This is a genomic window from Enterobacter nematophilus, from assembly GCF_026344075.1.
GTDB lineage: Bacteria > Pseudomonadota > Gammaproteobacteria > Enterobacterales > Enterobacteriaceae > Enterobacter > Enterobacter nematophilus.
The window spans coordinates 996,432-1,009,253 of record NZ_JAPKNE010000001.1; the positions used below are offsets into that span (position 1 = coordinate 996,432).

Here is a 12,822-nt window from a genome sequence, read left to right on the forward strand (position 1 = left end):
CTCACACCTCCTTCGGATTAGCCAGGTAGCCGGTGGTGTCACCCGTCGGACGGCTGTTGGCGTTAGGTTTAATGACAATACTCGGCTTCGTGAAGTGCGCGGAGGGCAGCGGCGCCAGTGCGGCAAGCTGGCCGTGTTTCTGACGCAGCTCTTCAATCGGACCAAAATCCAGGGCGCGCAGCGGGCAGGACTCGACGCAGATTGGCTTTTTGCCATCCGCTACGCGGCTGTGGCAGCCGTCGCACTTGGTCATATGCCCTTTGGCGGCGTTGTACTGCGGCGCGCCGTACGGGCACGCCATATGGCAGTAGCGACAGCCAATGCAGACATCTTCATCCACCACCACAAAACCGTCTTCCCGCTTGTGCATCGCCCCGCTCGGGCACACCTTCGTGCAGGCCGGATCTTCACAGTGGTTACAGGCAATCGACAGGTAATAGGCAAAAACGTTCTGATGCCAGACGCCGTTATCTTCCTGCCAGTCGCCCCCGGCGTATTCGTAAATGCGGCGGAAGCTCACGTCCGGAGTGAGATCTTTGTAATCTTTACAGGCCAGCTCGCAGGTTTTGCACCCGGTGCAACGGCTGGAATCAATGAAAAATCCATACTGGGTTGTCATCGGTTACTCCTTAAACCTTTTCAACCTGGACAAGGTTTGTGTGAGACGGGTTGCCTTTCGCCAGCGGCGACGGACGCTGAGTGGTCAGGACGTTGATACTGCCTGCCTGGTCAATGCGGTTGGCATCCGGGCTGTACCAGGCCCCTTCCCCCAGCGCCACTACGCCTGGCATCATGCGCGGTGTCACTTTGGCTTCAATGTGCACCTCGCCGCGACCGTTAAAGATACGCACGCGATCCCCATTGCTAATACCACGTGCTTTGGCATCCATCGGGTTGATCCACATCTCCTGGCGGCAGGCGGCCTTCAGTACGTCGACGTTACCGTAGGTGGAGTGCACGCGCGCCTTGTAGTGGAAACCGGTCAGCTGCAGCGGGAATTTCGCCGTCAGCGGATCGTTATAGTTTTCGAACCCCGGCGTGTAGATCGGCAGCGGATCGATAACATCGCCTTCCGGCAGCTCCCAGGTAGAGGCGATTTTTGCCAGCTCTTCGGAGTAGATTTCGATTTTGCCCGACGGCGTGGTCAGCGGATTCGCCTGCGGATCTTCACGGAACGCTTTATACGCCACGTGATGCCCTTCCGGGTCACGCTGCTTGTACATGCCCTGCTTGCGGAAGGTATCGAAGTCCGGCAGGTCAGGAATCGCTTTACGAGAGAGTTCGTGCAAATGGCGCATCCACCCTTCCTGCGTGCGTCCCTCGGTAAACAGCTGCTCAACGCCAAGACGTTTCGCCAGCTCGGAGGTCATCTCATAAATGGTTTTGCACTCGAAGCGCGGCTTGATGGCCTGGTCGGTAAAGATCACGTAGGACATGTTGCCGCAGGACGCATCCAGCGCGAAATCCATCTGCTCAGACGCGGTGCAGTCCGGCAGCAGAATATCGGCATATTTTGCCGAGGAGGTCATGTGGCAGTCGATCACCACAATCATCTCGCACTTCTTGTCATCCTGCAGGATTTCATGGGTGCGGTTGATTTCCGAGTGCTGATTGATGAGGCAGTTGCCGGCGTAGTTCCAGATCATCTTGATCGGTACATCCAGCTTGTCCTTGCCACGTACGCCGTCGCGCAGGGCGGTCATTTCCGGGCCACGTTCAATCGCATCCGTCCACATAAACATGGAGATGCTGGTCTGAACCGGGTTATCCAGCGTCGGCATACGCTCAAACGGCACTTCATAAGAACCTTCGCGCGCGCCGGTGTTACCACCATGAATACCGACGTTTCCGGTCAGAATAGAAAGCATGGAGATAGCGCGGGTGGCAATTTCGCCATTCGCATGACGCTGCGGTCCCCAGCCCTGGCTGATGTAGGCCGGTTTAGCTGTGCCAATCTCACGCGCCAGCTGAACAATGCGCTCAACCGGAATACCGGTGATGGTGGAGGCCCACTCCGGCGTTTTCGCCACGCCATCGCTACCCTGGCCGAGAATATAGGCCTTGTAGTGACCGTTGGCAGGGGCACTGGCTGGCAGCGTTTTCTCGTCATAACCGACGCAGTATTTATCAAGGAACGGCTGATCGACGAGGTTTTCAGTAATCATCACCCACGCCAGCGCGGAAACCAGTGCCGCATCGGTACCGGGACGAATGGGGATCCACTCATCTTCGCGCCCGGCACCGGTGTCGGTATAGCGTGGATCGATAATAATCATGCGGGCATTAGATTTGGCTCGGGCCTGTTCGAGGTAGTACGTCACCCCGCCGCCGCTCATCCGGGTTTCGCCCGGGTTGTTACCGAACAGGACGACCAGCTTACTGTTTTCGATATCGGACGGGCTGTTGCCGTCGGCCCAGCCGCCGTAGGTATAGTTCAGGCCCGCGGCAATCTGTGCGGAAGAGTAGTCGCCATAGTGATTGAGATAACCGCCGCAGCAGTTCATCAGACGCGCGACCAGCGTTTTACCCGGTGGCCAGGAGCGGGTCAACGTGCCGCCCAGGGTCCCGGTGCCATAGTTCAGGTAGATGGACTCGTTGCCGTACTCTTTGATCAGGCGCTGCATGTTGGTGGCGATAATGTCGTAGGCTTCATCCCAGCTAATGCGCTCGAACTTCCCTTCCCCACGTTTACCGACACGCTTCATTGGGTATTTCAGACGATCCGGGTTATAGACGCGGCGACGCATGGAGCGACCGCGCAGGCAGGCGCGAACCTGGTGTAACCCTTCGTAGTTATCGTCCCCGGTGTTGTCGGTTTCGACATACTTAATTTCGCCATCCACCACATGCATACGCAGCGGACAACGGCTACCGCAGTTTACGGTACACGCACTCCACACCACTTTTTCCGGAGCTGCGGCTGAGGATAGTGCATCCGCCGCCGACGCCAGCCGGGTAAAAGGGAGCGTGAAGGCGCTGCTGGCTACAGCCAGGCCGCCTATTGCCGTGGTTTTCATCAACCCACGGCGAGTGACCTCGGCAGCCATTAACGCTTCAGGCGCTTTGATTTTCATAGAGACTCACTTTGGTTGCTCACAAAGAAAAGAGAGGCGGCACGAACCGCTATATAGTTTTATAAATAACGAATTGCTTCGTTATCAGCGTTTTATGCTAACTTTCATTCGGAGGAGTATTACTACTTTAGAGGGAGGGGGTATTGCGTCGTGTCAATTCATAGGCATAAAAAAAGCGCCAGAAGGCGCTTTTTTGTTTTGAGGCAAAGAATTAGCCGATGTACTGCTGGCCTTTCATGTATGGACGCAGCACTTCAGGGATCTCGATGCGGCCATCTGCCTGCTGGTAGTTTTCCAGCACGGCAACCAGGGTACGGCCAACAGCCAGACCAGAACCGTTCAGGGTATGCACCAGACGGGTTTTCTTATCAGATTTGCTGCGGCAGCGTGCCTGCATGCGGCGCGCCTGGAAATCCCAGACGTTAGAGCAGGAGGAGATTTCACGGTAGGTGTTCTGCGCAGGCACCCAGACCTCCAGGTCGAAGGTTTTGCAGGCGCCAAAGCCCATGTCACCGGTGCACAGCGCCATACGGCGATACGGCAGGCCCAGCAGCTCCAGCACTTTTTCCGCGTGGCCGGTCATCTCTTCCAGCGCGTCCATGGATTCTTCAGGACGTACGATCTGCACCATCTCAACTTTGTCGAACTGGTGCATACGGATCAGTCCACGGGTATCGCGACCGTAAGAACCTGCTTCCGAGCGGAAGCACGGAGAGTGTGCCGTCAGCTTGATTGGCAGGTCGTCTTCGTCAATGATCTCATCACGCACGAGGTTGGTCAGCGGCACTTCCGCGGTTGGGATCAGCGCATAGTTGCTGCTGTCTGCTTCTTCATCCAGCGGACGGGTATGGAACAGATCGCCGGCAAATTTCGGCAGCTGGCCCGTACCGTACAGCGTATCGTGGTTAACCAGATACGGAACGTAGGTTTCGCTGTAGCCGTGCTGCTCGGTGTGCAAATCCAGCATGAACTGCGCCAGGGCGCGGTGCAGATGGGCAATCTGGCCTTTCATTACCACGAAGCGAGAACCGGTCAGCTTGACCGCTGCCGCAAAGTCCAGGCCCGCGTGCATTTCCCCCAGCGTGACGTGATCGCGCACCTCGAAGTCAAACTCGCGAGGCGTGCCCCAGCGTTTCACTTCTACGTTGTCGTTCTCGTCTTTGCCGACAGGCACGCTGTCGTCAGGAATGTTCGGGATCGCCAGGGCGATATCACGAATTTCGGCCTGAAGAACGTCCAGCTCCGCTTTCGCCTGATCCAGCTCTTCACCCAGCTTGTTCACTTCCAGGCGTAATGGCTCAATATCTTCCCCGCGCGCTTTCGCCTGGCCAATGGATTTCGATCGAGAGTTACGCTCTGCCTGCAGATTTTCAGTTTGTACCTGCAGAACCTTACGACGCTCTTCAAGAGCGCGCAGCTTATCTACATCCAGCTTAAAGCCCCGGCGTGCCAGTTTTTCAGCGACTGCGTCTGGCTCATTACGCAGCAGATTGGGATCGAGCATGCTTATCCTGTGCTTATCGAATTAAAATAGGAAAATGTGACCACAGCCTGCGGCCACAGGGATACTACGCCAACATTACCGCAACGATAGCGCTAACGGTAGCGTTTTATAGGGCTATTTTGATCCTGTCCGGCAAGCCAGGCGAGCTTTTCACCAATCTTGCCCTCAAGACCTCTGTTTGTGGGGTGATAATAGCGGGTTTGTGCCATCTCCTGCGGGAAATATTCCTCGCCAGCGGCGTAGGCGTTGGGTTCATCATGCGCGTAGCGGTACTCCTGCCCGTAACCCATCTCTTTCATCAGCTTGGTTGGCGCGTTGCGCAGGTGGACCGGCACATCGTAGTCAGGGCGTTCACGCGCGTCCGACATCGCGGCTTTAAACGCGGTATAAACGGCATTGCTTTTCGGCGCACAGGCCAGGTAAACAATCGCCTGAGCAATGGCGCGCTCCCCTTCCGCCGGGCCTACGCGGGTGAAGCAGTCCCAGGCCGAGATCGCAACCTGCATGGCGCGCGGGTCGGCGTTGCCAACATCTTCTGAGGCAATCGCCAGGCAGCGGCGCGCAACGTATAGCGGATCGCCACCCGCGGTGATGATACGCGCGTACCAGTAGAGCGCTGCATCCGGGGCGCTGCCGCGCACGGACTTATGCAGCGCCGAGATCAGGTCGTAGAAACGATCGCCTTTATTATCGAAACGCGCGCTGCGCTCTCCGGCAATTTCGGTCAGCAGCTCCTGCTTCAGCACGCGCTTTCCGGCATCATCCACTTCGGCCATGTCGGCCATCATTTCCAGCGTGTTCAGCGCGCGGCGCGCATCGCCGTTGACCAGCTCCGCAATCGCACGTCGCGTGTCGTCAGGCAGGACGATATCCTGCCCGCCGTAGCCACGCGCTTTGTCGTCCATCGCCTGCGTGAGGACCTTTTCGATATCCTCGGTGGTCAGGGATTTAAGCAGGTAGACGCGCGCGCGGGAAAGCAGCGCGGAATTGAGCTCAAACGACGGGTTTTCGGTGGTCGCGCCGATAAAAAAGATCGTGCCGTCTTCAATATGCGGCAGGAAAGCATCCTGCTGGCTCTTGTTGAAGCGGTGGACTTCATCGACAAAGAGAATGGTGCGGCGCCCGGCATTGCGGTTCTGACGCGCGCGCTCGATCGCCTCGCGGATCTCCTTTACGCCGGACGTTACCGCCGAGATACGTTCAACGTCCGCGTTAGCATACCGGGCAATGACTTCTGCAAGCGTGGTCTTGCCGGTACCTGGGGGCCCCCAAAGGATCATTGAGTGTAAATGCCCCGCCTCAATGGCGCGCGGCAAGGGTTTCCCCGCAGCCAGCAGATGCTGCTGACCGATGTACTGCGCTAAATTTTCTGGCCGCATACGGGCGGCCAGAGGTTGAAACGCATTATCTGAAAAATCGAGCGACAGATTGCCCACTCATGCCTCTTACTTATTGCGTTGGTCGTCCACCGTTACGCCCTGCGGCGGGGTAAAGGTGAATTTCGATGCGTCAACGGCGCCGTTCTGCTGAGACTTAAGCTGGTAACTGCTGCGCTGATCGTCCTGCTCAACCGCGCCGAACTGATTAATGGTACCGTTGGTGCTTACGTTAATGGTGAACTGCTTCAGGTTGCCGTTGCTGCCTTTTGGCGTCAGGACAAATTCATCACCATTCTGTTTAATGTTGTACTGCTGCCAGTCGCTGGCCTGGTTGCGGGCGATCAGCATAAACGGTGTGTTGCTGGTCGCGTCTTTCAGCCAGGTCGCAGTGGCCTGCTCAACAAACGGGTTGAAGAACCACAGGGTTTTACCGTCAGAAACCAGAATGCTTTCATCAGGCTGGGTCATATGCCAGTTAAACAGATTGGGGCGTTTCACCCACAAATCACCCTGTCCTTCCTGCACCGCGTTGCCGCTGCCGTCTGTCACTTTTTGCGTGAAGCTGGCGTGGAAGCTGCTTACTTTGTCCAGTCGGCTTTTAAGGTCGCTGGCTGCATCAGCCCAGACGCTGCTGGCTACAAAACTGGTGAGTAATGCACAGGCGATGGCGATTTTTTTCATTGTTATTCCTTAAAATACGTCTTCCCGAAATGGGGTTTCCGTTTCTATTCTGGACCTGCCAGCAGGCAGGCGACAGAAGAATATGCTTAATTTTTGCTGATTTACCCTTCTTTGCAATCGCTGAAGGTTAATCAAACGGCGGCGGAGCCAGCACCTCGCGGTTACCGTTGTGCCCCTGTTCGCTCACGATACCCTGCGCTTCCATCTGCTCAATGATACGCGCCGCGCGGTTATAGCCGATACGGAACTGACGCTGCACGCCAGAGATGGAGGCTTTACGTTTTTCAGTAACGAAATTAACCGCCTGATCGAATAACGGATCCAGCTCTTCGCCGCCGTCAAAGCCACCGCCGCCGCCTTCGCTTTCGCTGTCGGAGGTAATGCCGTCAACGTACTGCGGACGTCCGCGCGCCTTCCAGTCCTGCACCACCGCATGTACTTCCTGGTCGCGAACAAACGCGCCGTGCACGCGCACCGGAGAGGTGGAGTTCGGGCCAGAGTACAGCATGTCACCCATTCCCAGCAGCGACTCAGCGCCGCCCTGGTCAAGAATGGTACGGGAGTCAATTTTGCTCGAAACGGTAAACGCGATACGGGTCGGAATGTTCGCCTTAATCAGACCGGTGATAACGTCCACGGACGGACGCTGGGTCGCCAGCACCAGATGAATACCTGCCGCGCGCGCTTTTTGTGCCAGACGCGCGATCAGCTCTTCCACTTTCTTACCAACGGTCATCATCAGGTCGGCGAATTCATCCACCAGCACGACGATATAAGGCAGTTTCTCCAGCACCGGATGCTGGGCATCCATGCTGTCACCCGGTTTCCAGTAAGGATCCGGGATTGGACGGCCCATGCGCGCCGCCTCGGCGATTTTCTCGTTATAGCCGGCCAGGTTACGCACGCCCAGCGCCGACATCAGCTTGTAGCGGCGCTCCATCTCGTTGACGCTCCAGCGCAGGGCGTTGGCGGCGTCTTTCATGTCGGTGACCACTTCCGTCAGCAGATGCGGAATGCCTTCGTAGACCGACAGTTCGAGCATTTTCGGGTCGATCATGATGAAACGCACATCTTCCGGCTGCGCTTTATAAAGCATGCTGAGGATCATGGCGTTCACGCCGACGGACTTACCGGAACCGGTAGTACCCGCTACCAGCAGGTGAGGCATTTTCGCGAGGTCTGCCACCACCGGATCGCCGGCGATATCTTTACCCAACACCACGGTCAGTGGGGATGGGTTATCGCGGAACTTGGTGTTATCCAGCACTTCACGCAGGTAAACGGTCTGACGTTTCTTGTTCGGCAGCTCAAGGCCAACGTACGGTTTACCCGGAATCACTTCCACCACACGTACCGCCACGGTCGACAGAGAACGCGCCAGGTCGCGGGACAGGTTAGAAATACGCGCGGCTTTGACGCCCGGCGCCAGGTTCAGTTCGAAACGGGTGATCACAGGACCGGGTGAGTAGTTCACCACATCCGCCTTGATGCGGAAGTCTGCCAGGCGGGCTTCCACCAGACGGGCCATCTGCTCCAGGGCAAACGTATCAACCGGTTCGACTTCAGCCGGTGGCGGCGTCAGCAGATCCAGCGACGGCAGCGGCGTGCTCGGACGCTGCAGCGGACGGCTGTCACCGTTACGCATCAGCAGCGGGTGAATGAGGCTCTCCTGCGGCTGTGGCGCTGGCTGCTGGAACTGCGGCGGCTGTTGTTGTGGCTGCTGCGGTTGCGCATACGGCTGCTGAACAGGTTGCTGCGGCTGCGCGTATGTCTGTGCCTGCGGCGCTGGCTGCTGGCGCACAGGCTCTGCTTCCGGCATCACGCTTGGGGTGAACAGAGGTTCGCTCGGGCCATCATCCACCAGATCTTTCATCGGCGAGAACTTGAAATCCGATAATGAGAACGGGTTCGCGCCAGCAGGCTGTTCACCGGAGTAACGCTGCTGCTGGGTTGCCGCGAACTGACGCGCTAATTCGGCTTCAGCCGCGTCATCTTCGTCTTCCAGCATCGGTTCATCGTGCTGATAGTCTTCACCGTAGCGCTGATTCTGCTGCGCGGCGAACTGGCGGGCCAGCTCGTCCTGCTGCATTTCATCAGCGTCATCCTCGTAGTCCGTCTCACGCGCTTTTTCTTCGGCCATCCGCTGGGAAGGCAGCTTGATCCCATAGGAGGCAAGCTCACGACGGGTTGGAACGCGGACGCGGTTAGGGCGAGGCAGCTGCGGACCAATTCCCTCTTTTACCTGAGGACGCGGCGCACCGCCCGTTGCCAGGCTAAAGACAGGTGCCGCCGCCGCTGCGGCCGCGGTAGCCTGCTTCACGCTTTCCGCTACGGGGGCAACAGCAGGCGTCGGGTCGACCGGAGGAACCGAAACAGACGGGGCTTTTGGAGCAGGTTCCTGCACCGGTTCAGGCACAGGCTGATACCATGCCGCCAGCTGCTCGCGCTCACGAGCCCGGCGTTCTTCAACTTCTTCAAAGTAGTACATTGGCGGACGAGACGGTTTCACCTCTTCCACCACCTCAGGTTCAGGCTGAGGCTCGACATAAGGCTGCACAGGTTCAACCGGTTCAGGCACGTACTCCTGATACGGCTGGGCCACAGGCTGCTCATACTGCTGCGGTTCATACTCAGGTTGCGGCGGCTGGTAAGGCTGCTGCCACTGCTCCTGCTGCACAGGGATATAGCTTTCTGGTTCAGGGGCGATAACAGGCTCCGGCGTGTGGATACCCGGCGCGGTCTGCCACGCAACCTGAGGCTGCTGAATAGCGGATTCCGGAGGCGGAACCGGCGCGGATGGCATCACGGCTTCGACAGGCGCGGCATACGCCTGGGCTGCTGTCGTTGCGGCTGCGGCCGCGGCAACCGGCGCGGTAACGGTATGGCCGTTAAGCAGCGGATCGTATTCATCGAAATCACCCGGCATCGCACGGTTGCCGGAGAAAAGCACATCATCAGGATCTACTGCGTTACCCGCTGCGCGGTACTCCACCTGCTCGTCTTCATCCATACGCTTACCGGAGAAGAGCGCCGCATCGGTTTTACGTCCAAGCGGGTTAGCAAATTTCTCAGCAACGCGCTGGCGACGCGCCAGGGCACCGCGCAGAATACGGGCACGACGAGATTCACGACGCTGCACCGGGGCATCGTCTTCCTCTTCGTACTCGTCTTCATATTCTTCTTCATCGACCCACGTGTCGTCGCGGCGGGTACGGTTGCTCGCGAAAGTCAGGATCGTAAGAATAAAGCTGCCGATCTTCTCGGCAATGCTCACCCATGACCAGCCGGTAAACAGCGTCAGCCCGGCCGCCCAGATGCAGAGCAGCGCCAGCGTGCCGCCGCTGCTGTGAAGCATCGGCTGTAGCGCAGAGCTCAGCAGGCTGCCAATCACCCCACCGGAGGCAAAGTACCAGATATCATCGGCGTTAATCGCCGCCAGCCCGCAGGAGGTGAGGATCAGTGCCAGCGCGCCAATCAGGCGCAGGGAAACCGCGAAATAGTCGATGTAATCATCGTTCTGACGATGACGCCATGCAAACCAGCATCCGCCAATAATAATGACGGGAATGGTGTAGGCCATCACACCGAAAATGAAAAAGAGCGTGTCCGCAAGCCAGGCTCCGGGTACGCCGCCTAAATTATGAATAGGCTCATGCCACGCGGTTTGCGACCAGCTGGGATCGGAGGGGTTGAAACTGAGTAAGGCTGCCATCAGCCAGACGGCAAAAAGGGCAATAACGATCAGCAAAGCCTCGAGGAGACGACGTCCGCTGCTTAGCTTCGATAGTGTGACTTCTTTGTCTTCAGTGTATTCCTGGCTCAAGAAAGGCTCTCCAGGTATCAGGCATATCCTGCCTGTTTGCTAAAACGGACAACAGCGCCGGGGCTCCCCGGCACTGTTGCTGTATGGATTAACAGGAGTGTAATCAAACTACGCTGATTTTGCACCTGTTCCGTGTTAGCGCGTCTTAATAACCAGACGATTGCTCTGTTTGACCTCTTCCATCACCACATAGGTACGGGTGTCGTTCACGCCTGGCAGACGCAGCAGGGTTTCCCCCAGCAGCTTACGGTAGGCGGACATATCAGGCACACGGGTTTTCAACAGGTAGTCGAAATCACCGGACACCAGATGACACTCTTGAATTTCTTCAAGTTTTTGTACAGCGGCGTTAAATTGCTCAAACACATCCGGCGCACCACGATTCAGAGTAATCTCAACAAATACCAGAAGTGAGGCATCCAGATAATGCGGGTTCAGCAGAGCCGTATAGCCCTGAATAAAACCCTGTCTTTCCAGTCGGCGCACACGCTCAAGGCACGGCGTCGGGGAAAGTCCCACACGTTTTGAAAGCTCGACGTTGGAAATACGCCCATCCTTTTGCAATTCATTAAGAATGTTACGATCGATACGGTCGAGATCTTTGCCAGGGCGCTTCTTGCTATCTACCATTATTATTGTCTCTCTGTATTCCTTCCCTACTCCTGCCTGGACCCTGTGCACATCACTGTTCAGAGCCTGTACCCGTTAGTCATCACATCGCCTGGTTATGTATTATATCCGTCATACTTCAAGTTGCCTGTGCGTTGGCTTTCCTCGCTCACCCCAGTCACGTACTTATGTACGCTCCAGGGGATTCGCTGCGTCGCCGCCTTCATGCAACTCGAATTATTAGGCTATAGACGCGATGCGGATTCGGGTTCTGTTGGTAAGAAGACCGCTGCCCGAAGGCTGTCACCGACATCACGTATGGCGTCTGTCCACGCCATGCGTAGATTTCACTGACACGGTAAAAATGGCATTTACGTGCATGCCTATGCGGCATACGGTTAACGCGGTTTTTTTCTTCCTTGAATGTTTTCGCAAATGCGCAGGGGATTGTCAAAGCAAAACATCGTTTTTTAGTACAAGATGCCGGATATTCATTACGGGGGGGTATTAATCCTCATTTTACTGCCTTATAAACGAGCGGTTTTCAGTAGAAAACGTGATGTAACGGCGCTAGATTCATCGGGCGCAGCTATTGCATATATCGAAAGCAAAATCCCAGTGCTCTTTTTTTACGGCAACAAATTCCCTACAATCCAGCCCATTGCCTGCCAACAACAATGGGGATCTCATGGGCACGACCAAACACAGTAAGTTGTTAATCCTTGGTTCTGGACCTGCGGGATATACCGCGGCGGTCTATGCTGCACGTGCAAACCTGCAGCCGGTACTGATCACAGGCATGGAAAAAGGCGGTCAGCTGACCACCACCACGGAAGTGGAAAACTGGCCGGGCGACCCGAACGACCTGACCGGGCCGCTGCTGATGGAACGCATGCACGAGCATGCTGCTAAATTCGAAACCGAAATCCTGTTCGACCACATCAACAAGGTCGACCTGCAAAACCGTCCGTTCCGACTGACGGGCGACAGCGGCGAGTACACCTGCGATGCGCTAATCATTGCCACCGGGGCCTCTGCCCGCTACCTCGGCCTGCCGTCTGAAGAAGCGTTCAAAGGCCGCGGCGTCTCTGCCTGTGCGACCTGCGACGGTTTCTTCTACCGTAACCAGAAAGTCGCGGTTATCGGCGGCGGCAACACCGCGGTGGAAGAAGCGCTGTACCTGGCGAACATCGCTTCTGAGGTGCATCTGATCCACCGTCGTGACACCTTCCGCGCGGAGAAGATCCTCATTAAGCGCCTGATGGATAAAGTGGCTAGCGGCAACATCGTGCTGCACACCAACCGTACCCTGGAAGAAGTCACCGGCGATCAGATGGGCGTTGCGGGTCTGCGCATTCGTGATACCCAGAACACCGATAATGTCGAAACGCTGGAAGTGGCGGGTCTGTTTGTGGCAATCGGCCACAGCCCGAACACCGCGATCTTCGAAGGCCAGCTGGAGCTGGAAAACGGCTATATCAAAGTGCAGTCCGGCATTCACGGTAACGCGACCCAGACCAGCATCCCGGGCGTGTTCGCTGCCGGTGACGTGATGGACCATATCTATCGTCAGGCGATCACCTCTGCGGGCACTGGCTGTATGGCCGCGCTGGACGCTGAACGCTACCTCGACGGACTGGCTGAACAAGGTAAATAATCTTTACAAGTCAGTAACAAACGTAAATAAAGGCGGCCACAGGTCGCCTTTATTTTTGCTCGCGTGTAACATGCAGATGTCTAATTTCTTATAAC

General features: G+C 56.8%; 8 protein-coding genes. 1 reads left to right on the forward strand and 7 read right to left on the reverse strand.

What is annotated here, in order from left to right; translation table 11 throughout:
* Position 1: 1 nt before the first annotated feature.
* The 7 genes from OSH03_RS04760 to lrp all read right to left on the reverse strand — a co-directional run bounded on the left by OSH03_RS04760 (position 2) and on the right by lrp (position 11,091).
* A complete protein-coding gene (locus tag OSH03_RS04760) occupies positions 2-619 on the reverse strand; it encodes a DMSO/selenate family reductase complex B subunit (RefSeq protein WP_266178410.1) in 618 nt (205 codons plus the stop codon).
* Between the two features lie 10 nt (positions 620-629).
* The gene (gene dmsA / locus OSH03_RS04765) at positions 630-3,074 is read right to left on the reverse strand and encodes a dimethylsulfoxide reductase subunit A (RefSeq protein WP_266178411.1); all 2,445 of its coding nucleotides are present in this window, start codon (positions 3,072-3,074) and stop codon (positions 630-632) included.
* Positions 3,075-3,285: 211 nt separating this feature from the next.
* On the reverse strand, positions 3,286-4,578 hold the full coding sequence (gene serS / locus OSH03_RS04770) for a serine--tRNA ligase (RefSeq protein WP_008499983.1): 1,293 nt from the start codon (positions 4,576-4,578) through the stop codon (positions 3,286-3,288).
* Between the two features lie 92 nt (positions 4,579-4,670).
* Positions 4,671-6,014, reverse strand: coding sequence for a replication-associated recombination protein RarA (gene rarA, locus OSH03_RS04775; RefSeq protein WP_151412820.1), 1,344 nt, complete (start codon positions 6,012-6,014; stop codon positions 4,671-4,673).
* 9 nt (positions 6,015-6,023) lie between these two features.
* Positions 6,024-6,638, reverse strand: a complete 615-nt coding sequence (gene lolA / locus OSH03_RS04780; protein WP_014883204.1) for an outer membrane lipoprotein periplasmic chaperone LolA — start codon at positions 6,636-6,638, stop codon at positions 6,024-6,026.
* 127 nt (positions 6,639-6,765) lie between these two features.
* On the reverse strand, positions 6,766-10,461 hold the full coding sequence (locus tag OSH03_RS04785; RefSeq protein WP_266178412.1) for a DNA translocase FtsK 4TM domain-containing protein: 3,696 nt from the start codon (positions 10,459-10,461) through the stop codon (positions 6,766-6,768).
* 135 nt (positions 10,462-10,596) lie between these two features.
* A complete protein-coding gene (gene lrp / locus OSH03_RS04790) occupies positions 10,597-11,091 on the reverse strand; it encodes a leucine-responsive transcriptional regulator Lrp (protein WP_000228469.1) in 495 nt (164 codons plus the stop codon).
* 667 nt (positions 11,092-11,758) lie between these two features.
* On the opposite strand from lrp, the gene trxB reads away from it, so the two are divergent.
* Entirely contained in the window at positions 11,759-12,727 is a 969-nt protein-coding gene (trxB, locus tag OSH03_RS04795) for a thioredoxin-disulfide reductase (RefSeq protein ID WP_028012555.1), read from the forward strand.
* Positions 12,728-12,822: the final 95 nt, after the last annotated feature.

Bases quoted from the DNA above. Each gene is read 5' to 3' on its own strand.
- OSH03_RS04760 (WP_266178410.1), bottom strand. From the start codon at position 619: ATGACAACCCAGTATGGATTTTTCATTGATTCCAGCCGTTGCACCGGG.
- dmsA (WP_266178411.1), bottom strand. From the start codon at position 3,074: ATGAAAATCAAAGCGCCTGAAGCGTTAATGGCTGCCGAGGTCACTCGC.
- serS (WP_008499983.1), bottom strand. From the start codon at position 4,578: ATGCTCGATCCCAATCTGCTGCGTAATGAGCCAGACGCAGTCGCTGAA.
- lolA (WP_014883204.1), bottom strand. From the start codon at position 6,638: ATGAAAAAAATCGCCATCGCCTGTGCATTACTCACCAGTTTTGTAGCC.
- lrp (WP_000228469.1), bottom strand. From the start codon at position 11,091: ATGGTAGATAGCAAGAAGCGCCCTGGCAAAGATCTCGACCGTATCGAT.
- trxB (WP_028012555.1), top strand. From the start codon at position 11,759: ATGGGCACGACCAAACACAGTAAGTTGTTAATCCTTGGTTCTGGACCT.